The sequence below is a fragment of the Polaribacter pacificus genome, from assembly GCF_038024035.1.
Lineage (GTDB): Bacteria > Bacteroidota > Bacteroidia > Flavobacteriales > Flavobacteriaceae > Polaribacter > Polaribacter pacificus.
In genome coordinates this window covers 1-21638 of sequence record NZ_CP150664.1, presented here as the reverse complement: position 1 = coordinate 21638, position 21638 = coordinate 1, and the positions used below count along the sequence as shown (strand labels likewise).

At 34.4% G+C, this 21638-nt stretch carries 19 protein-coding genes; 7 read left to right on the top strand and 12 right to left on the bottom strand.

Features of this window, described 5'->3' with window-relative positions; translation table 11 throughout:
• The 3 genes from WHC90_RS00095 to WHC90_RS00085 all read right to left on the bottom strand — a co-directional run bounded on the left by WHC90_RS00095 (nucleotide 1) and on the right by WHC90_RS00085 (nucleotide 2564).
• Nucleotides 1-822, bottom strand: coding sequence for an outer membrane protein assembly factor BamD (locus tag WHC90_RS00095; protein ID WP_188599035.1), 822 nt, complete (start codon nucleotides 820-822; stop codon nucleotides 1-3).
• Nucleotides 823-1017: 195 nt separating this feature from the next.
• Entirely contained in the window at nucleotides 1018-1893 is an 876-nt protein-coding gene (dapA, locus tag WHC90_RS00090) for a 4-hydroxy-tetrahydrodipicolinate synthase (RefSeq protein WP_188599036.1), read from the bottom strand.
• A gap of 152 nt (nucleotides 1894-2045) precedes the next feature.
• Complete coding sequence (locus tag WHC90_RS00085; protein ID WP_188599037.1) at nucleotides 2046-2564, bottom strand: DUF6913 domain-containing protein; 519 nt, start codon at nucleotides 2562-2564, stop codon at nucleotides 2046-2048.
• 54 nt (nucleotides 2565-2618) lie between these two features.
• Between WHC90_RS00085 and WHC90_RS00080 the strand changes: the two genes are divergently transcribed.
• From WHC90_RS00080 to WHC90_RS00070, 3 genes are read left to right on the top strand one after another with little or no spacing between them, the layout of a single operon-like run.
• Complete coding sequence (locus WHC90_RS00080) at nucleotides 2619-3380, top strand: 5'-nucleotidase C-terminal domain-containing protein (protein WP_229664935.1); 762 nt, start codon at nucleotides 2619-2621, stop codon at nucleotides 3378-3380.
• A gap of 1 nt (nucleotide 3381) precedes the next feature.
• A complete protein-coding gene (locus WHC90_RS00075) occupies nucleotides 3382-4296 on the top strand; it encodes a bifunctional metallophosphatase/5'-nucleotidase (protein ID WP_188599038.1) in 915 nt (304 codons plus the stop codon).
• Between the two features lie 42 nt (nucleotides 4297-4338).
• A complete protein-coding gene (locus tag WHC90_RS00070; RefSeq protein ID WP_188599039.1) occupies nucleotides 4339-4737 on the top strand; it encodes a DoxX family protein in 399 nt (132 codons plus the stop codon).
• On the opposite strand, the gene WHC90_RS00065 is transcribed toward WHC90_RS00070, so the two are convergent.
• Nucleotides 4734-5393 carry a lysoplasmalogenase gene (locus WHC90_RS00065; RefSeq protein WP_188599040.1) on the bottom strand — a complete coding sequence of 220 codons (660 nt, stop codon included), beginning with the start codon at nucleotides 5391-5393 and terminating at the stop codon, nucleotides 4734-4736. The genes WHC90_RS00070 and WHC90_RS00065 overlap by 4 nt on opposite strands.
• A 311-nt stretch (nucleotides 5394-5704) precedes the next feature.
• Nucleotides 5705-7702, bottom strand: a complete 1998-nt coding sequence (gene ligA / locus WHC90_RS00060; protein WP_188599041.1) for an NAD-dependent DNA ligase LigA — start codon at nucleotides 7700-7702, stop codon at nucleotides 5705-5707.
• A gap of 78 nt (nucleotides 7703-7780) precedes the next feature.
• On the opposite strand from ligA, the gene WHC90_RS00055 reads away from it, so the two are divergent.
• Nucleotides 7781-8446, top strand: coding sequence for a hypothetical protein (locus WHC90_RS00055; protein ID WP_188599042.1), 666 nt, complete (start codon nucleotides 7781-7783; stop codon nucleotides 8444-8446).
• Nucleotides 8447-8457: 11 nt separating this feature from the next.
• Here the strand turns inward: WHC90_RS00055 and WHC90_RS00050 are convergent, their stop codons facing one another.
• The 4 genes from WHC90_RS00050 to WHC90_RS00035 all read right to left on the bottom strand — a co-directional run bounded on the left by WHC90_RS00050 (nucleotide 8458) and on the right by WHC90_RS00035 (nucleotide 16565).
• A complete protein-coding gene (locus tag WHC90_RS00050; protein WP_188599043.1) occupies nucleotides 8458-9030 on the bottom strand; it encodes a hypothetical protein in 573 nt (190 codons plus the stop codon).
• A 124-nt stretch (nucleotides 9031-9154) separates the two neighbouring features.
• On the bottom strand, nucleotides 9155-13342 hold the full coding sequence (locus tag WHC90_RS00045) for an ELWxxDGT repeat protein (RefSeq protein WP_340819705.1): 4188 nt from the start codon (nucleotides 13340-13342) through the stop codon (nucleotides 9155-9157).
• Nucleotides 13343-13612: 270 nt separating this feature from the next.
• Nucleotides 13613-15055, bottom strand: coding sequence for a glyceraldehyde-3-phosphate dehydrogenase (locus WHC90_RS00040; protein WP_188599046.1), 1443 nt, complete (start codon nucleotides 15053-15055; stop codon nucleotides 13613-13615).
• A 139-nt stretch (nucleotides 15056-15194) separates the two neighbouring features.
• The gene (locus WHC90_RS00035) at nucleotides 15195-16565 is read right to left on the bottom strand and encodes a trypsin-like peptidase domain-containing protein (RefSeq protein WP_188599047.1); all 1371 of its coding nucleotides are present in this window, start codon (nucleotides 16563-16565) and stop codon (nucleotides 15195-15197) included.
• Nucleotides 16566-16699: 134 nt separating this feature from the next.
• On the opposite strand from WHC90_RS00035, the gene dapF reads away from it, so the two are divergent.
• From dapF to mltG, 3 genes are read left to right on the top strand one after another with little or no spacing between them, the layout of a single operon-like run.
• A complete protein-coding gene (gene dapF, locus WHC90_RS00030) occupies nucleotides 16700-17476 on the top strand; it encodes a diaminopimelate epimerase (RefSeq protein WP_188599048.1) in 777 nt (258 codons plus the stop codon).
• Nucleotides 17476-18000, top strand: a complete 525-nt coding sequence (locus tag WHC90_RS00025) for a GNAT family N-acetyltransferase (protein ID WP_188599049.1) — start codon at nucleotides 17476-17478, stop codon at nucleotides 17998-18000. Before dapF ends, WHC90_RS00025 begins: the two co-directional genes overlap by 1 nt.
• Nucleotides 18001-19035, top strand: a complete 1035-nt coding sequence (mltG, locus tag WHC90_RS00020; protein ID WP_188599050.1) for an endolytic transglycosylase MltG — start codon at nucleotides 18001-18003, stop codon at nucleotides 19033-19035. It begins immediately after the preceding gene.
• A gap of 3 nt (nucleotides 19036-19038) precedes the next feature.
• On the opposite strand, the gene WHC90_RS00015 is transcribed toward mltG, so the two are convergent.
• The 3 genes from WHC90_RS00015 to dnaA are packed head-to-tail and all read right to left on the bottom strand — an operon-like array spanning nucleotide 19039 to nucleotide 21638.
• Nucleotides 19039-19749 (bottom strand): SAM-dependent methyltransferase, encoded by a 711-nt coding sequence (locus WHC90_RS00015; protein ID WP_188599278.1) that lies wholly within the window; start codon nucleotides 19747-19749, stop codon nucleotides 19039-19041.
• Nucleotides 19749-20201: a low molecular weight protein-tyrosine-phosphatase gene (locus tag WHC90_RS00010; RefSeq protein WP_188599051.1), complete on the bottom strand. Its 453-nt coding sequence runs from the start codon at nucleotides 20199-20201 to the stop codon at nucleotides 19749-19751. Before WHC90_RS00010 ends, WHC90_RS00015 begins: the two co-directional genes overlap by 1 nt.
• A gap of 9 nt (nucleotides 20202-20210) precedes the next feature.
• Entirely contained in the window at nucleotides 20211-21638 is a 1428-nt protein-coding gene (dnaA, locus tag WHC90_RS00005; protein WP_188599052.1) for a chromosomal replication initiator protein DnaA, read from the bottom strand.

The window sequence follows — 21638 nt, the reverse complement described above, 5'->3', positions numbered from 1 at the left end:
TTAACTTTTTTCTAATGTTTGTTGTTCCTTTTGAAGATCTGCTAACAATTTAGCTGATTCTTCTAAGTATTTAGTTTCTGGGAAGTTTCTCTTTAGCTTGTCATATGCTAAAATAGCCTCTTTAATTCTATCTAATTTTTTTCTTTGCACACTTTTTAAAGCTAAATCATGTGCTGCTTTTAATCGGTAAAACAATGCATCCTCTTTAAATTCTGACCCTAAATACTCTGTCAATAAATTATCAAAAGCAATAATTGCCGCTTTGTAATTACCTGGGTCTGATGGTGCTGTTGTATAATATCCTTTTGCAATCTCAAAAGCTTTTTTCTCTAATTTATATCGGAGTTCTTTATAGTATTTATTTGCCTCATCCAATCGATTAGAATTAGGAAAAGCATCTATAAAACTCTGAAAAGAATTTAAGGCTCTTCTGGTCTCTGTTTGATCTAAATTATAACGAGGCGCCGCTAACATATAGCTATACGCTGATAAAAAAGCAGCTTCTTCTCTTTTAGAACTCTTAGGATAACCTTCTGCAAAACGTTCAAAATAATAACCAGCCAAATCATAATCCTTGATATTAAAATTGGACTGAGCAATCATAAACTCAATGCGTTCCATTTGTGGTTTTGATCGATACGTTGGTGTCACTTTTACAAATAAGTCAAGCGCTTTACTATACTTTTTTGCATTGTAAAGTTCTTCAGCCATCTTGTATTGCTCTTCAACCGTTCCTTTGTTCAATACTTTTTGATAGTGTGAACATGACGAGAAGACCAAACCAATGGTTGCGATATAGAGTAAATTTTTCAGTTTAAACATTTGGCAAAATTAGTGATAAATTATGGATTATTAAAACGATTTTTTCTAGTAAAAATTGCTGATTGCAAGTAAAGATAAAATCAAGTACCAAACCAGTGATAGATTATTAAAAGTTTGTTAATCTTGAAACCTAAGCACACCAATAAATAAACTTAAAACAATTGCCTAAACAAAGGTTTAATAAAAAAGACATTTTTAGTACTTTTCTAAAAAAGTATTAATCTGTGTTTGCAAGGTATTTGAAGCTTTAACCAATGGCAATCTCACCTCCTCTAAACAAATATTAATACTGTTTAAAAGTGATTTTATACCTGCTGGGTTTCCTTCTGCAAAAATCAAATCGATACTCTCTGCAAGCTCATAATGCAAAGCAAAAGCCTCTTTTGTCTTTCCTTCTAGCCCTAACTGAATCATTTTTGAAAAGTTTTTAGGCAAACCTTGACCAATAACGCTAATCACACCTGATCCGCCCGCAAGTGTCATCGGCAGCGCAATCATATCATCTCCAGAAATCACTAAAAAGTCTTTAGGTTTGTCTTGGATAATTCTCATGGCTTGAACCAAATCACCAGCAGCTTCTTTTACAGCAATTACATTGTCAAAATCATTGGCCAATCGAACGATGGTTTCTGGTAACATGTTTGATGCAGTTCTACCTGGAACATTGTATAAAATTATTGGCAAACTACTTGCCGTCGCAACCGCTTTAAAATGCTGATATATCCCTTCTTGTGTAGGTTTGTTGTAATATGGAGATACAGATAAGATAGCATCAAAAGCAGAAAGATCTGTACTTGAAACCTCTTCAACAACTGCAGCAGTATTATTACCTCCTATCCCAAGAACCAAAGGCAAACGTCCTTTATTGGTTTCAATAATTTTAGCTTTTACTGCCTCTTTTTCAGAAAGTGTTAGTGTTGCAGGCTCTCCAGTAGTCCCTAAAACTACTAAATAATTGATCCCTTGTGCAATTTGATATTCAACCAAACGCTCTAAGCCATCAAAGTCAACTGTTTTATCTGCTTTAAATGGTGTAACTAAAGCCACTCCTGTTCCTGTAAATTTCTGCATGCTTTTAATTATTTATATTAGGATTTTTGTTTTCTAAACTCAATACAAAGTTATCTTTTTTTTGAACTAAAATCATAGGCTAAACATATAAATTTAGTGTTTCAAATAAAAACAACAAATTACTTGTGACTGTTTAAAATTAAACGAAAAATCTAGATTTTTTTTAATAAAGTAAGGTACTTGACAATCTCAGAAATAAAACTTTCTGTTTTTAATGGGTTCTCAGAAATAACCAAATCAAATAATTGATCATTTACACCTGCAAAACCAATTTTAAACATCGCTTTAGACTGAAGCGTGGCCATTTCTAAATACAAATTACTGTGATTGTAAAAGCCTATTAAAATATCAAAAGGCGTTTCTAAAAACTGTTGGATGCTTGGATCTGTAAACTCACCTCTTCTGTTAATATCTTTTTCTGAAAAGTGCTTATAGCTTTTGGGTGCATTTTTATCATACGGACGATAACTAAAGAGATGAAAGTGCTTCGCATTTTCTAGACCTTCTTCTAAAAGCCTGGTGATATCGATAACACTTGAGAGTTCATCAAAAGCCAAAATACCAACCTTCTGAACTTGCTTAGCACTCGTTGTATGGTTTTGAAGAGCAGTTTGTAGCTGCTTTTCAAATTTTTTGCGAATACTTTGTTCTTTAAATTTTAAAAACCCCATTTAAAAATTGCGCTAAAACTGTATCTTAGCCTTGGACAAATTTAATTAAAAAAAATGCAGTTTACAATCAAAAAAACTATTCTCTTGGTTTTTAGCTTTTTACTACTCTATGCTTGCAGTGAAAAAAAATTCCAAGTAACCAAAATAACCGCTAAAACAATTTTGGTTGACAGCACTACTTCTTCTAAAAAAATTATCGAAGAAACCATTGCTCCCTACCAAGAAAAAATGTTAGAAGAGATTAACACTGTACTTAGCTACACCCCTAAAGATTTAGTCAGAACTGATGGAGGTCTTGAAAGTAGTTTGGGCAATCTACTAGCCGACCTTTCTTACAAAAGAGCCAATCCTTTATTCTTTAAACAAACTCAAAAAAACATCGATTTTGCGCTTTTTAATTACGGTGGAATTAGAGCAGGAATTACAGCAGGAAACGTAACAAATAAAAATGCTTTTGAGTTGATGCCTTTTGAAAATAGTTATGTTGTTGTAGAGTTAACCGCAGAAAAAGTCAAAGAACTAGTCGCATATTTAATTGCAAATAAGACAGCTCACCCTGTTTCAAAACAATTTAGATTACACCTTAATAAAAAAGGCTATACACTAACAATTAACAAAAAATCTTTGAATTCTAATCAAACCTATTTTGTGTTAACCACAGATTATTTACAAAGTGGTGGGGATCAGATGAACTTCTTTAAAGATCCTGTTAACCTATACATTCTTGATTACAAAATGAGACATGCCATCATGGATGAGTTTAAAAGTCAAGACACTTTAAAAAGCATGTTGGATGGTCGATTTAAAAACAAATAGTATGGACAGAAGAAAATTTATAAAGCAAACCTCAGCGGCGGCGTCTATAGTAGGACTTGGCGGATTAACTCTACCTTCTTTTACGCCTAAAAAGAAAAAGCACATCACTATTTTACACACCAATGACACACATAGTCATATAGAACCTTTTGAGGCAGATCATTACAGATTTGCAAATAAGGGTGGTGTAGCTAGGAGAGCAACACTAGTTAACAATATTAGATTAGAAAATCCAAATACCTTATTGCTAGATGCTGGGGATATCTTTCAAGGAACCCCTTATTTTAATTACTTTGGAGGAGAGTTAGAGTTTAAATTAATGAGCATGCTCAAATATGATTTAGCAACCCTTGGAAATCATGATTTTGACAATTCAATTGATGGTTTTTACAAACAGCTACCCAAAGCGAATTTTAATTTTGTTTCGGCCAATTATGACTTTAGTAACACCATACTAGACGAGCATGTTAAACCTTACCAAACCTTTATAAAAGACGGTATTAAAATAGGTGTCTTTGGCTTAGGTATTAAATTACAGGGCTTGGTTGATCCTAAAATGTATAAAGAAACCCGTTATCTAGATCCTCTTGAGATTTCTCAGGACATGAGTCGGATTTTAAAAGAAGACGAGCAATGTGATTTAATTATCTGTCTTTCACATTTGGGCTATTATTACAAAAACAATCCCCAGAAAGTATCAGATCTTGTGATTGCAAAAGCAAGTAAAAACATTGATCTAATTATCGGAGGGCACACCCATACTTTTTTACCTAAGCCAACCCTAGTAAAAAATAGTGAAGACCAACAAGTTTTGGTAAATCAGGTGGGTTGTTTTGGTATTAATGTAGGTCGTGTCGATTTTTATTTCGATGAAGACAATGGGAAAATTAGCCAAGGAAAAACCATACTTGTGTAAGCAATTTAAACAATCAGCGTCTACTTCTGTAAAACTCTCTTTATGAATAAGTTTACAGTCTTCGCATTAAAAATTGTTATTGCAATTATACTCTTGCAAACTTTATTTTTTAAATTTACTGGAGCACAAGAAAGCATAGATTTATTTACAAAAATTGCAGGGAATAATGAGGTATTCATGAGAATCGGCACTGGTGTTTTAGAACTTATTGCTTCTTTCTTATTGTTTGCACCCAAAAAAGCATTGCTTGGAGGACTCCTAACCGTTGGCTTAATGACTGGTGCTATTTTAAGTCATCTAGCCATTATAGGAATCGTTCATAATAATGATCATGGAGCCTTATTTATATCGGCTTTAATTGCTCTAAGTGCTGCTAGTCTACTAGTTTATAACAAACGCAAAGAACTGTCTTCTCTCTTAAAAAAACAAGATCGTATTTAATTGCTTTTTGCAATCATAGCCTTAGAGATTAAAAATTGAGCAAGGATATAAGTCACCATAATCAAAAGACTATAATAGTCTCGTGGCTCATAAAATTTATCAAGCGCAATTAAACCATCCGAAACAATAAAAAACACTGCCCCTATAAACAACCATTGGTTTGATCTTGATTTTTCTGTTCTATAAAGCAAAAATGCTACAGACCCAAAAGTAGAAATGGTAAGCCCATACAGTAGCACAGGGAACAAAAGTCCTTCTAAGGAACTGCCTATCAAGTACAACAAAGCACAAAGAAAGAGTACAAATGGCAAGGCAGAACTTATCATTTTAGACGTTAGATGCATATCCAAATAAGAAGCTGTTATTTTGATATAAATAATATGAGCAATCAAAAAAGAAGCCAGTCCAAGCATAAAAAACTCTTGTCCAGATCCTAGTAAAAAGACATCACCTAAAAATGAAAAGAACAGTCCTAAAACATAGATTCCATTAGGTTTTTGTACCGAAAACAAATAGATCAAAGCCAAAAAAGTCATTAACATAGGCTTTGAAAAAAATCGAATTTGCTCATTATTTGAAACAATTGCAAAAACATCAGCTACAGCTGCTAAAAAAAATAATAGGTATGCAATTGTAAGTTTAGGTGATTGTTTCATGATTCACTTTTATTAAAAAATAGTTTGATTAATTACGATATAAAAAACGATAAACAGCAATAAAAAAAGACTCCCAATACTTACAAACAAACTAAAGGTTTTCTCTTTACTACCAGGCTCTTTCCTAGCTTTGTATAAATTAAACAGAACAAGACAGGCAAAAATTAGCGCTAGAATTAACAAAAAACCTACTGGAAGAAAAATAAAAAAGACTGAAAAAAAATACACAAGCAAAAGTGCCAATACCATAAAAATCAAAAGCATGATTGTATTTGATACTGATTTACGTGTATATGGATTCTCTAGTTTCATTAACCAATCATGTTTAAAAAATCTTGTTCAGAGATTATAGTAACTCCCAAATCTTGAGCTTTGACCAGCTTACTCGGCCCCATATTATCTCCAGCAACTACAAAATTGGTTTTTTTAGAGATAGAACTGCTAATCTTTCCGCCGTTATCTTCAATCGCTTTTTTTAATTCATTTCTTGACAACTGATGAAAAACACCCGATACTACAAAAATATTCCCAGCCAAAGTATCTGTTTGATTGGCCATGCTCTCTGCAGACATGGCTAATTGTACTCCATAGGCTTTTAATCGATTGATGAGTTGAATAGTTGTTGGATCCGAAGAGAAATCAAGGATACTCTGTGCTATTCGATCACCAATCTCATCAACAGCAATAAGACTTTCGAAGTCTGCAGCCAATAATGCATCGATACTTTTAAAATGCTTTGCCAATTTTTTTGCAACCGTTTCACCTACAAAACGGATTCCCAAAGCAAACAATACTTTTTCAAACGGAATCTCTTTTGATTTTTCAATTCCCTCAACCATATTTTGAGCAGACTTTTCCGCCATTCTCTCTAATGGAGTTAATTGTTCAACTTTTAAATCATATAAATCTGCATAATTAGAGATCAAGCCTTCTTTGCGCAATAAATCTACAGTCTCTCCTCCTAAACCATCAATATCCATGGCTTTTCGACTGATAAAATGCTTAATTCGTCCCGTAATCTGAGGTGCGCAACCAAATTCATTAGGACAATAATGTTTTGCATCTCCTTGGGTTCTCACCAAAGCGGTATGACATTCTGGGCAGTGGGTTGCATACACCGTAGGCACTGAATCTGCTGGGCGTTTAGAAAAATCAACGCCAATAATTTTTGGAATGATTTCTCCTCCTTTTTCAACAAAAACAGTATCGTTAATTCGTATATCTAACTTGGCAATTTGATCTGCATTATGAAGCGAAGCTCTTTTTACGATAGTTCCAGCCAACTGAACAGGCTCAAGATTAGCAACGGGTGTAATAGCACCGGTTCTACCAACTTGGTAAGTAATTTCTTTTAAAACGGTTGTTACCTGTTCTGCTTTAAATTTATAAGCAATTGCCCAACGTGGTGACTTAGCCGTATACCCTAACTCTTCTTGCTGTTGTAAATTATTCACCTTTACAACCACACCATCTGTTTCATATGGTAAGTGATGACGTTTGGTGTCCCAGCTTGTCACAAAATCAATAACGGCAGCCATATTAGTTACCTCAACCATGGTTTCAGGTACTTTAAAACCAGCTTTCTTTGCTGCATTTAACAATTGAAAATGACTAGGGTACTTACGGTCTTCTGTTACAACCTGATAAAGCAGACAATCTAGAGGTCTTTTGGCAACCTCAGAGCTATCTTGGAGTTTTAAGCTCCCACTCGCTGTATTTCTTGGGTTGCTATACACATCTTCTCCTTGTGCAAGTCGCTCTTCATTCATCTGCTCAAATCCTGCCAAAGGCAAAATGATTTCTCCTCTTATTTCAAAGTTTTGTAAAAAATCTTTTTTGATGACTAATGGAATTGATTTTATAGTTCTAATGTTGGTTGTCACATCATCCCCTTGATAACCATCACCTCTGGTTACGGCCTTAACAAAACGACCATTTTCATAGGTTAAATTGATAGAAGCACCATCGTATTTTAACTCACAGGTATAAGTTATAAACTCTGTTCCTAATACTTTTTGCAGACGCTTTTCCCAATCTAACAAATCTTCTTTAGAATATGAATTATCTAAAGAGTACATGCGATTTTGATGCTTTACTGTATCAAAACTTTTGGTTACAGTACCACCAACCCGTTGGGTAGGAGAATTGGCATCAAAATACTTTGGGTTTTCTTGTTCAAGCGCTTCAAGTTCTTTTAATTTCATATCAAATTCAAAATCTGATATGGATGGAGCATCCAATACATAATAATTGTGCGTATGTAAGTTGAGCTCCTCTCTAAGTGCTTGAATTTTTTCTTGTACTGTCATGTGCTATTAAATGGATTATCTGCTGTGTATTCCATTAAAATTGCTTATATTAAATAGATATCAAAACACCTACAAAACATGAAATACGCTATAAAAATACATAAAATTTTAACAGTTGACACACTTCCGGATGCTTGGAGCGAGAAAGATTTTAAAGAACTATTAGATCGCTTTGATTTTCCGAATGCAGAAAGCACAGACCTAAATGAATTAAAAGAATTATTGTTTATGGCTATCAGTGATTTTGAACCCGATGAGGCAGCTAGAATTGTACTAGATTACAAACTATCAAGTGATTTAACCCCAGGTCAAATTGATCAACTTTCTCATGAAATGTTATTGGATAAGATTTCTGAGGAATATCCTGAGATTCATTTGCACCAAGCACTCTACAATGTAAATCAATTACTTTTTAAAGCATATAATGGAAAGTTTCCTAACACCAAAGCAACCATCGTTGATTTTGAAATTAAGCCCCTAGCCAATGCGCCAGCAACCATCACTAAAGAAATAACAGTTAAATGCTTTGCTAAAAATTTAGTTAAGAATAACGTAGCATTGCGTCTCTTTGGTCATCAATTAAATGCAGAAGAGGAATTTGAAGAAGCCAATGACATTCTTTGGGAACTGTGTCAGACAGAAAATGGACATCGCTTTATCACCTCTGAATATTGGATGGAAAAAGATGAGTTTTTAGCAGAAACTTTTGAAGCAACTATCCAATTTTATCAAGAAGAAAGCTAACAACCAGAATCTTATTGTCTAACAGTACTCGTAAAATGGTTTACATTCGGATTGATTGGGTTGCCAGTAGAGCGTCTAAAAGAAGCCAGTTGCCCACAATGCCATATTGCATCTGCAATTGGCCCGTTGATCAAGTTCCAAAAAGGAACTGTTACTTTCCCATTTTGACTAACATTAAACTCTTGTAAATCTTTACTAGCTCTAAAACGTTTGCTCAAGGCTTCTAAATTTAACAAGGCTTGAACTCTGATTTCTTCAAAAGTCATATCTGCTTTTGCTTTGCTTTGTTTAAACTCTGTTTTGGTCAAACTCAAAAGGGTCTTGGTAAGGTCGTAGATATGAGTAACTGTTTGCCCAGTAGTCCGTACTTCTTTGCTTGGCTGAAAGGCTAAATCTTTTTCTGTCAAACCTTCAGAAGCCCAATAAAATCGAAAACCTAAACCATCTACCATCCTACTTAAAACAGCTCCAGCACTAGCCTCATTTGATGCTTTTGGAATTTCATAATAAGGAGCGGTTGTGGTCTGAGCACTTAGTTGTACGCTTACAAAAAGTACTAATAAAAAGATTCTTAGAGATTTCATTGTGTTTGTTATTTGATTCTTGCTAAATTAATTAAATCCTAAACATAAAAAAGAAAAAGCCGAAACAAGTTTGTTTCGGCTTTTTGTTGTTCATTCATAGCTCTCAATAAAAAGTGACTATTTTTTACTGTTTGATAAACTTTTTTAAACTACGTTTATTGTTTTTGGTAATTTCTAATAAATAAATACCTTTTTTGAATTTAGAAATACTAATGGATTCTTTTGAATTATATTTTTTTTGACTTAAAATTAGCTTTCCATTGATATCAAAAATTCTTATGTCCACATTTTTTAAATTTTGCAAATCAATTTTTAGGAAATTAGTTACTGGGTTGGGATACACATTTATCTGCCCCTTTAAAGCAGCAGCATCTAAACCTAAAACTTGTATTATTAAAGGTTGAACTACATTTGTTGCTGCTAAATAATTAGAGTTCCCTGATTGTGAAGCGGTAATATTTACAGTACCTGTAGAAACTACGGTAACTGTTTTTCCATTAATTGTTACTATTGCTAAATCCGAAGATGAATATTCAACTTCTAATCCAGAACTCGAAGTAGCAATTAAATCAAAAACATCATTTGTAGAATGTGTTAATGCTCCAAAAGTTAATACTTGAGTAGCTTTGGTAATACTAAAATCTTTGGGTACAAAACTAATGCTATAGTTTGCATCTTCCGCTGCGGATGGCGTTATTGCATAGTCTCCTACGTTTTCTCCAACTGTTCTTGCAATGCTGACTCCTGTATCTAAACTTGCTGCAGTATCACCATTGACAAATCCTGTAATAACATAGGTCAGTGTTGGATCGGTTGCGCCATAAACTTTGGTTAGCCCTGTGTTTGCTGTTATAGTTAATGCTGCTTTGCTAATACTAAAATCTTTGGGTACAAAACTAATGCTATAGTTTGCATCTTCCGCTGCGGATGGCGTTATTGCATAGTCTCCTACATTTTCTCCTACTGTTCTTGCAATGCTGACTCCTGTATCTAAACTTGCTGCAGTATCACCATTGACAAATCCTGTAATAACATAGGTCAGTGTTGGATCGGTTGCGCCATAAACTTTGGTTAGCCCTGTGTCTGCTGTTATAGTTAATGCTGCTTTGCTAATACTAAAATCTTTGGGTACAAAACTAATGCTATAGTTTGCATCTTCCGCTGCGGATGGCGTTATTGCATAGTCTCCTACATTTTCTCCTACTGTTCTTGCAATGCTGACTCCTGTATCTAAACTTGCTGCAGTATCACCATTGACAAATCCTGTAATAACATAGGTCAGTGTTGGATCGGTTGCGCCATAAACTTTGGTTAGCCCTGTGTCTGCTGTTATAGTTAATGCTGCTTTGTTTATGCTAACAGTGATTTCTTTTTCTGTTTGCAAATAGTTTGCATCTATTACTTGTGTTGCTTTTACTTTTACAGTACCTGCATTACCCAAAGTAAAAGTAGCATTATTAGTACCTGATAAAGTCGCGGTTCCTGTTCCCCCTGCGACAATACTATAACTAATAGTACCTGAACCGTTTGATGTTGCGGCTAATGTAACAGTTGCACCCCCATATGTTTTATTAAAATCTGCAAAATTTATGGTTGAAGCTACTTTTAATTCAGTAGCAAAATTATAGGTAATTTTATCTGTAATTCCAGCAAAATTATTATCTGAATTATCTTTTATTGCTGTTGCTGCTATTTGAATATAATAGCTTTTACTTTTTTCTAAATCCGTTGCTGGGTTAATCGTAACAACTTTATCAGAAACACTAACCTTAGCAGTAGTAACATCAATCGTTTCTACCACGCTATCATCTGCAGCATTGTAGATAACAATATTCCCTATTCCTTTTGCTACATCTTCATTAAACGCAATAACAAAATTACTTGAAATCCCCACGCCCGTAGCATTATCTTCAGGACTTTTGGTTGTTATTGTAGGTGGTAAATCTTCATAAGAAAATAGCTCAGTTCCATATGATAAATTATTTGATTGAAAATAGAGTTTGTCATTATACGTAATTAAAGAGCTCGGATATGACCCCTGAGATCCTGTAATAAGATCCTTCACCAACTTGGTTCCTGCAGCTGTACCATCAGACTCCCACAACTCTACACCATGTGTACCATCATTTGCCTGAAAGTACAACTTATTATTAAAAACATTGAAGTTTAGAGGATTTGAGCTGATACTGCCCGATCTAATATCCTTCACTAATTTGGTTCCTGCATCAGAACCATCAGATTCCCATAATTCTTGTCCATTTGTACCACCATTTGCCTGAAAATAAAGTTTGTTATTATAAACCGTTAAATATTGAGGAGTTGACCCACCACTACCTGACAGAATATTCTTCACTATTTTGGTTCCTGCAGCTGTACCATCAGATTCCCACAGTTCATTTCCATTTGTACCATCAGTTGCCCTAAAATAAAGTTTGTTATTATAAACCTTAAAATTTTGAGGATATGAACTTCCTCCTGTGTTAATATCCTTCACCATTTTGGTTCCTGCATTAGTCCCATCAGATTCCCATAATTCTCTTCCTGCTGTACCATTATCTGCATCAAAATAGAGTTTATTATTATAAACATCCATATTAGTAATAGATGAACTACTATTTCCTGCTTTAATATCTTTCACTAACTTGGTTCCAGATTCAGTACCATCAGACTCCCATAATTCATAACCATTTGTACCATTGTTGGCCGTAAAATACAGTTTACCATTGGTCACTTTTAAAAATCGAGGAAATGAGCTACTGCTACCAGAATAAATATCCTTTACTAATTTAGTTCCTGCTTCGGTTCCATCAGAGACCCATAATTCAGCCCCATTTCCTGGACTTGATGCATTAAAATAAAGTTTGTTATTATAAACCGCTAAGTGTTGAGGAGATGAATTCGCTCCAGGATAAATATCCTTTACTATTTTGGTTCCTGCCTCAGTCCCATCAGATTCCCATAACTCAGCACCATATACAGGTTCATTGGCAGAAAAATAGAGCTTATTATTATAAAATGTTAAATGACTAGGAGCTGAAGAATTAGTTGCCGTGTATAAATCATTCACAAGTTTGGTTCCTGCCTCAGTCCCATCAGATTCCCACAATTCAGCACCATGTACACCATCATTCGCCTGAAAATATAGTTTATTATTATAAACAGTCAGATAGGATGGACTTCCATTATGACCAACCCTTATATCCTTTACTATTTTGGTTCCAGCACCTGTACCATCAGACTCAAATAATTCTATACCGTTTGTACCATCATTTGCAGAAAAATAGAGTTTGTTATTATAAATAGTTAATACACTAGGATTTGAACTACCAGCCCCAGATTGAATATCCTTTACTAATTGGGTTCCAACTACTGTACCATTAGACTCCCAAAGTTCAGCTCCATTTGCTGCATCTGTTGCCTGAAAATAAAGTTTGCTGTTGTAAACTATCAAATTTTGAGGAGTAGAACTACTGCTACCAGCTTCAATATCAATAAGTAATTTGGTTCCTGCCACAGTTCCATCAGATTCCCATAATTCTTGTCCATTTGTACCATCAGTTGCTGTAAAATAGAGTTTATTATTAAAAACTTCAAAATTTTGAGGATCTGAGCTACTACTACCTGTATAAATATTTTTCACTAATACGGTTCCTGCTAGGGTACCATTAGATTCCCATAATTCGACGCCATTGACACCATCGGTTGCCGAAAAATAGAGCTTGTTATTATAGATCGTTAATTTACTAGAAGAGGAGCTAGAACTAGCTGTTCCGGGATTAATATCCTTTACGATTTTGGTTCCTTCATCAGTACCATCAGACTCCCATAACTCAGTACCATTTATAGCTTCGGTTGCAGTAAAATAGAGTTTATTATTATAAACCACCAAATTACCAGGTTCTGAACCATTGGACCCTGTCCTAATATCTTTCACTATTTTAGTTCCCGCATCAGTACCATCAGACTCCCATAATTCAATACCATTAATACCATCATTTGCCTGAAAATAAAGCTTATTATTATATACCACAAAATTTTTTGGTTGTCCCCCTCCTAATCCGGTATAAATATCTTTTACTAATTTGGTCCCTGCTATCGTTCCATCAGATACCCATAATTCAACTCCGTTTATTGCATCAGTTCCAGAAAAATAGAGTTTGTTATTGTAAATAGTTAATTGAAGAGGAGTTAAACCTAAATTTGGATTTAGAATGGTATTAATATCTTTAACCAATTTAACTTCTTGAGCATAGCAAGTAAATGAAAGAAATGTAATAATGATTAGCAGCAAACTAAAATTTGTTTTTCTCATTCTGTTCTTTTTTTTTGAAAGATGATAATAATTTTGAAATAGCCTGTTAAAGGGCATAGTTTCATTCCTGTATCTAACAAGTAAAAAAACAATAATTGTTATTTAATTTGAGCTAAATATTTTACGAATGTAATGCTATTAAATTTAAAGACCTACATATTAATACTGGGTTTCAAAGCAATAATCAACCTTTAAATTCAATAAAAAAAGCCTGAAACATTTAATGTTTCAGGCTTTAAATATATACTTTCCTTTAGGAAATCACTTTTACTAATAATAGGTAAAACGTCTTACTTTTGCAATGTGCTTTGCCAAACGCATTACTTGGTGAGAATACCCGTACTCGTTGTCATACCACACATAAATAACCAAGCTGTTTCCGTCTGTAATGGTAGCCTTACTATCATAAATAGATGGAGCAGAACAACCAATAATATCAGAAGAAACCAATTCATTATCTATAGAGTATTTGATTTGCTCAACCAAATCTCCTTCTAATGCGTATTTTTTCATGATTGCATTTACAGAATCAACAGTAACTTCACTGTGCAATTGCAAGCTTAAAATAGCCAAAGATCCATTAGGAACCGGTACTCTAATTGCATTTGAAGTTAATTTACCAGCCAAAGCAGGTAACGCTTTTGCTACTGCAGCGCCGGCTCCTGTTTCTGTTATTACCATATTTAAAGCAGCAGCTCTACCTCTACGGTATTTGCTGTGCATATTGTCTACCAAGTTTTGATCATTGGTATAGGCATGTATGGTTTCTAAATGTCCTTTGTTAATTCCAAAATTATCTTCCAATACTTTCAATACTGGTGTAATAGCGTTGGTTGTACAAGAAGCTGCAGAAAAAATATCAATCTCATCCGGGTTATTCTCTTCGTGATTTACTCCGTGTACAATATTTGGCACTCCTTTTCCTGGCGCAGTAAGTAAAACTTTACTAGCTCCTTTAGAAGTTAAATGTCTACTCAATGCTTCGTAATCTCTAAATGCTCCTGTATTGTCTATTACCAATGCATTGTTGATTCCGTATGCTGTATAATCGATGTCTTCTGGTTGTGCAGCAGAAATCATATACACTGTAGTTCCATTAATAATTAAAGCTTTGTTTTCTACATCAACCTGTACAGTTCCTAAAAAATCACCGTGAACAGAATCTACACTTAACAAAGAAGCTCTTTTTTCTAAAACAGTTTGATCAATTTTTCCACGAGTTACTACAGCTCTTAGACGCAACTGAGAACCTTTACCCATTTTATTCATCAACTCTCTTGCCAACAAACGACCAATTCTTCCAAAACCATAAAGAACAACGTCTTTAGGCTCTATGGTAGAAACATCTGCCGCTCCTTTTAATTGTCTTTTTACAAAAGCAACCTTATCAGAACAATCATTTTCATTTAAATGACATTCATAGGCCAACTTTCCAATATCCAATTTAGAAGAAGGCAATTCTATTTGTTGAATTGCTTTTGCGATGTCTAAGGCATCAAAAATAGAGATTGGCTTTGCTACAAACTCTTTTGCATACTCAATTAAATTTAAAATCTCACTAGCTCTTTTATCAACCAATTGGTTTCTAAATAAAACTAATTCAATAGATTTATCATACCATAAATCGTTTACGATATTAATAAATTCTACGGTAGCTCTTCTAACTTGTGCTTGTGAAGATACTTGGTTTTCGTAATTTGTTACTGTTGACATAGTTGTGTTATATCTTTTGGTTTGAAATTCGGTGCAAAAGTACTTATTTCAATCGATTTCGTAACTATTATTTTATAAAAAAAATCCCGAATAAATTCGGGATTCTATTACTCGTAAAAAACAGAATGTAGATCCGCCCTTATCGTATATAGTATTTCTCTATTTTTCCATCTAGATTGATCATATCAACAGTCATTGGATTGGTATTTGAATCTAAAAACTTTTGTGTACTAGACGCATCAATCACTTTTTTTCCATTAATTTTAGCTATGATATACCCTTTTATACTTCCTTCTCTTCTAGAAGAAAGATCATTGGTTATTTTAACTCCATAAGAAATCCCTAACTTTTTCTTTTCTTTAGCTGTCAAATCGCGAAGTTCTAAATTGTAATTCACTGATTGGAAACGATCTTTTTTTGACAATTGAACCTTTTTAGTTAACTCTTTACCGTTTCTATCAATCACAACTTCTACATAATCACCTGGGCGTTTTGCACGCAGTTGTCCTGTTAAATCAGCAAATTTTGCGATACTAATATTGTTAACACTTTTAATAATATCACCCTCTTTTAAGCCACTTTTTTTAGCACTACTTTCATCGGTTAAACTCCCAATTTTAACACCCTCATCTTTAAAGTTAAGATCTACACCAATACCAATAACAGCTTCTTGAACTCGACCAAATTCAATCAAATCTTCAACCACTTTTTTTGCTATATTAGAAGGAACAGCAAATGAATATCCTATAAAAGAACCTGTTCTAGAAGAAATGGCTGTATTAATTCCGATAAGCTCTCCTCTAGTATTTACTAGAGCTCCTCCACTGTTTCCTGGGTTTACAGCAGCATCTGTCTGTATAAAAGAATCTACATTTGAGTTACCTTGTAAATCTCTTCCTTTTGCACTCACGATTCCTGCAGTAACTGTAGATGTTAAATTGTATGGGTTTCCAACCGCCAAGACCCACTCTCCGACTTTAATAGCATCTGAGTTGGCAAAAGGAATATAAGGCAGCTTAATATCTGCGTCAATTTTTAACAAAGCGATATCATTGTCTGCATCTGTTCCGATTAACTTGGCTTTGTATTTTTTTTGATTGTTTAAAGTTACTTCCAAGTCAGAAGCTCCATCAATCACGTGGTTGTTTGTCACGATATAACCATCCATGGTAATAATGACACCACTTCCTGTACCAACTTGTTCGTATTTTCTGATACCGTTGCCACTACCAAACATAAACTCAGCCCATGGATTTTGCTGGGTCCGTATGGATGTATTCTTAACATGGACTACAGCATGAACTGTTCTATCTGCAGCAGCTGTAAAATCAATTGAACTAGATGCTTCTGCCCTGTTGGTTGGATTAAAACTTGCCTGGATGGTTGGCAAAACTGTTTGTGCAGCTTTTTCTATAACTATGGGTGATTTCTCAAATAAATATTTGTAGCCCCCAAGGGTAATCATCCCTCCCAAAACTGCAATTCCTAATAAACTAGCTGTTTTTTTCATAATTATATTGATTATTTTTTATCAAAGATAAATATTTAAACATTTTTCTCAAATCAGTTTAACGGCTTTTAACGAACTTTAACCGCTTTTTAACAAGCCATTTTCAGAAGATTAATTCTTATCTTTGCCTTACAATGGATCAGACATTTTACAAATACCAAGGAGCCGGAAATGACTTTGTCATTATAGATAATAGAAACTTACAATTTTCTAAAGACAATGTAGCGCTCATAAAACATCTCTGCGATCGACATTTTGGCATCGGTGCAGATGGATTAATTCTGTTAGAAGAAGATGAAGAAACTGATTTTAAGATGGTCTATTTTAATGCCGATGGAAATGAAAGTACCATGTGTGGTAATGGAGGTCGTTGTATCGTAGCTTTTGCTCACAAACTTGGCTTATTTTCTGTAAATACCACATTTATAGCAGTAGATGGCCTACATCATGCTAGCATTAGCAAAGGAGAAGTCTCTTTGCAGATGGTTGATGTTTCTGAAATTCAATTATATGAAGGCTATGCATTTGCCAATACCGGATCACCTCATCATGTTGTGTTGGTAGAAAACCTGGATGAGTATCCTGTTTTTAATGAAGGCAAGAGAATTAGAAATGAATTGTATGGAACTGCTGGCAGTAATGTTAATTTTACTGAACAACTTAACCAAAACACCTTTAAAGTAAGAACTTACGAACGTGGTGTAGAAGATGAAACACTTGCCTGTGGAACCGGGGTGACTGCGGTAGCCATTGCTATGCACAAAGCTCAAAAAACAACAAGCAACAGCGTTTGCTTACCAGTTAAAGGTGGTATTTTAGAAGTCAGCTTTGAACCTAGCGCAAATGGATATCAAAATATTTTCTTAAAAGGACCTGCAATATTTGTTTTTAAAGGAAGCATCGCTATCTAATGACAAAACTAGATGGACATACCGTTAGCCTTAGAGCATTAGAACCTGAAGATCTTGAATTCTTATTCGAAGCAGAGAACAATACTTCTTTTTGGAAAATGAGCGACACCCAAACTCCATTTTCAAAATATGTTTTAAAACAATATTTAGAAAATGCGCATTTGGATATTTACCAAGCCAAACAGTTTCGGTTTATCATAGAAGAAAAACTCAACCAAAAAGCGGTTGGCATGATTGATTTATTCGATTTTAACCCACAGCATCAAAGAGTTGGAGTTGGAATCTTAATCCATCAATTGTATCAAAATAATGGTTTTGCTTCTGAAGCCCTTGCACTCCTTATTGAGTATTGTTTTGAGATTTTACTAATACACCAGTTGTATGCAAATATCAGTGTAGACAATCACAAGAGCATTGCACTGTTTAAAAAACACGCCTTTCAGGAGGTTGGAATAAAAAAAGAATGGATTAAATCTCCTGATGGATTTAAAGACGAAATACTATACCAATTGATTAAGAAGTAGATGACTAAAAAGAAGGGACTCATTTATTTAGTAAGCCTATGTATTTTAATTGCTTGCTACTATGCTTTTAATAGCTATCAAAAAATATACAGCCCAAGCACACAGAAAGACGGTTATATTTTTATAGCAACGAACAGTGGTTTTGATGATGTAGTAAAACAACTAGAACCTTACGTACTAGATACAGATGCTTTTGTTTGGGTATCAAACAAAAAAAAGTACAACACAAACATCAAAGCGGGCAGGTATCAAATTAAAAAAGGTCTTTCTAACAACGACTTGATCAACTTGCTTAGAAATGGTTTGCAAAGCCCTGTTAAAGTAACATTTAACAATCAAGATAACTTAGAGAAATTAGCAGGTAGAATAGCAGCCCAAATTGAACCAGACTCTCTTGAAATCTTAACAGCCATCACAGACCCAGCTTTTTTAAACAAGCAGCAGTTTTCTATTGATGAAGCTTTAGGCATGTATATCCCTAACAGTTACGAATTGTACTGGAATACTACTGCAGAAAATTTCAGAAATCGCATGTTACAAGAATACCAACGCTTTTGGACAGAGAACAGACTTTTTAAGGCTAAAGAGCTAAAAATGAGCCCAAAAGAGGTCATTACTTTAGCATCTATCGTTCAAAAAGAAACTGCAAAAGCTTCTGAAAGACCTATTGTAGCTGGACTCTACCTTAACAGACTTAAAAGAGGATGGCCGCTACAAGCAGACCCAACTATTATTTTTGCCTTAAAAAAGAAACACGGGGATGATTTTGTTGTAAAACGAGTATTGACCAAAGATCTGTCTATAAAATCTCCTTACAATACCTACACAAAAAATGGACTCCCTCCAAGCTTAATCGCTATGCCAGATATTTCTTCTATCGATGCCGTTTTAAACGCAGCTAAACACAATTATTTATATATGTGTGCCAGTGTCGATAAGATTGGCTACCATGAATTTGCATCCACTTTAAGAGCACACAACAACAATGCAAAAAAATACCAACGCTGGATTAGCTCACAAGGAATACAACGCTAAAAATTAATATTCTTTGTGTATGATAAAGATAGCTGGACGCTTGTGCAGATCTGGTTGTTCTTGTTTCCAATCTTTTGCGTGCTTGGTTTTTATATACTCTGTAGATAAAGTAATATCTGCAGCTATACACAACAAGGTTGATGGTGTTAAGGTCGATTTTAAATCCGTAAAAAGCTTTTCGTTTCTATAAGGAGTCTCAATAAAAATCTGAGATTGATTTTTCTCTTTTGACAAACGCTCTAAATCTTTAATTGTTTTTTTTCTCTTAGCAGCATCAATAGGCAAATAGCCATTAAAAGCAAAACTTTGGCCGTTCATTCCAGAACTCATCATGGCCATTAAAATGGATGAAGGCCCCACCAAAGGAACAACTTGAATTCCTTTTTCATGCGCCAACCGAACGATGGTTGCACCTGGATCCGCAACCGCTGGAACACCTGCCTCAGATAACAATCCAACTGAGATTCCCTCTGCACAGATATCTAAATATGAACGAGTTTCAATTTCCTCGGCATACTTATCTAACATCATAATTTGCAAAGAATCTTGCGCTTTCTTGGGATGTATTTTTTTTATAAAACGACGTGCCGTTTTTTCATTTTCAACCACATAATAATCAATCTGCTCAACAACTTTCTTTACAGAGATTGGCATTACTTCTAAAGGTTCGTTATCTCCTAAGGTTGTGGGTATTAAATATAATTTTCCTAGCATCATTCAATTTTTTTTTGGATTACAGTACAAGCTTCATCTAAAAGCTGATATACTTGTTCAAAGCCATCTACACCACCGTAATAAGGGTCAGGCACCTCTCTTTGCTCATTGGGATAAGACTCATTTAAAATCAAATGCAACTTATCTTTATCTTGTTGATTACGTGCCAAGCTCAATAAATCTTGATAATTACTTTGATCCATGGCGTATATGATGTCAAAGATATCAAAATCTTTGATACTAAATTTTCTTGCGCGTTGTTGGGTAAGATCTATTCCGTATTTTTTAGCTGTAGCAATAGATCGCTTGTCTGGCAATTCTCCCACATGGTAAGCAGCTGTCCCAGCAGAATCTACTGAAATTTTAGAAGGATCAACCTTAGATTGCAATATACCCTCGGCCAGTGGAGAACGACAAATATTCCCCAAACAGACCATCAAAATCTGCTGCATGTAGTAAAATTAAAAAGTTAATTTCTTGGTTAAATCGTCAACGTATTTACGAAATAATTTATCGGTTTCTGTAAGATTGTCAACAGTCTTGCAAGCATGTAAAACTGTTGCGTGATCCCTGTGACCTATTTGAGAACCAATACTCGCTAGGGATGATTTGGTCATTCGCTTTGCAAAATACATAGCTAATTGACGAGCTTGAACAATGTGTCTTTTTCTGGTTTTAGATTGTAATGTTGCTACATCCATATCAAAATATTTAGACACTACTTTTTGGATGTAATCTATAGAAACTTCTTTCTTGGTATTCTTAACAAACTTATCTACAATTTGTCTAGCAAGCTCTAGAGTATATTCTCTTCGGTTAAATGAAGACTGAGCAATCATAGAGATTAACACGCCTTCTAGTTCACGAACATTGGATTTGATATTTTTTGCAATATAATCAACAATTTCTTCGGGCATTTCTACCCCATCTCTAAATAACTTATTCTGTAGAATCGATATTCTAGTTTCATAATCAGGAGCCTGAAGCTCTGCAGACAATCCCCATTTAAAACGAGACAGCAAACGCTGTTCTATATCTTGCATATCAACTGGTGCCTTATCCGAAGTAAGAATTACCTGTTTGCCATTTTGATGCAAGTGGTTAAAAATATGAAAGAACACATCTTGAGTTCCGGTTTTTCCGGACAAGAACTGAACATCGTCAATAATCAATACATCAATCATCTGATAAAAATGAATAAAATCATTTCTTGTATTTGATTTGACTGAATCTATAAATTGTTGGGTAAATTTTTCAGATGAAATATACAAAACTGTTTTGTCTGGATATTTATCTTTAATTTCTACACCGATTGCATGTGCTATATGTGTTTTACCAAGACCTACTCCCCCATAAATTAATAAAGGATTGAACGAAGTTCCACCAGGTTTGTTGGCCACTGCCATACCTGCTGATCTTGCCAAACGATTTGAATCGCCCTCTACAAAATTATTAAAGTTGTAATTTGGATTTAATTGAGATTCAATTTTTACCTTTTGCAAACCTGGAATCACAAATGGGTTTCTCAACTCTCTGTTTTTGGTTTCTAACGGAACCGTAACATTCTGTGATTTTAAAGGATTTCTGTTTGAACTTGGTATTTTAACTGTCTGAGGTCGATTGCTACTGTAGGTGTTTTCCATACGCACATCGTAAATTAACTTTGCATCATTCCCTAACTGTTTCATTAAGGCAACACGAAGCAATTTAATATAATGCTCTTCTAACCATTCGTAAAAGAATTTACTGGGCACCTGAATCGTCAAAGCCTCACCTGCGATTTTTATTGGTTTGATAGGTTCAAACCAAGTTTTATACGCTTGTGGTTTTATATTGTCTTTAATAAATGAAAGGCACTCATTCCAAACTGAGTCAGCAGTTTTAGTCAT